At 39.4% G+C, this 302-nt stretch carries 1 pseudogene; it reads left to right on the forward strand.

Annotation, left to right across the window (positions count from 1 at the left end):
• A pseudogene (locus FD44_RS10245) lies at positions 1-302 on the forward strand (MobQ family relaxase); the annotation flags it as partial.

A 302-nucleotide genomic window follows, 5' to 3' on the forward strand; every position in this document is an offset into this window, starting at 1 on the left:
AGCTTAGATCAGTTAGAAAATCATCACTTACAACGGGTTTTAAAGCATGATGGTACTAAACAACTCTTTTTTGGCGAATGCAAAGCTGATCCGACGATTAAGAACAGTCAGATCGAGAAAATCCAAAAGCAGTTAAAAGAGCAACAAGCCAAGGACGACCAGTATAGAAAAGCAAATATCGGACATTATCAACCACTGAACTACAAGCCAGTTAGTCCAGACTATTACTTAAAGACGGCCTTTAGTGACGCGATCATGACTGTTCTATATGCTCGTGATGAAGATTACCAACGGCAAAAACA

The organism is Secundilactobacillus malefermentans DSM 5705 = KCTC 3548, from assembly GCF_001436395.1.
In the GTDB taxonomy this organism is placed as follows: Bacteria; Bacillota; Bacilli; order Lactobacillales; family Lactobacillaceae; genus Secundilactobacillus; species Secundilactobacillus malefermentans.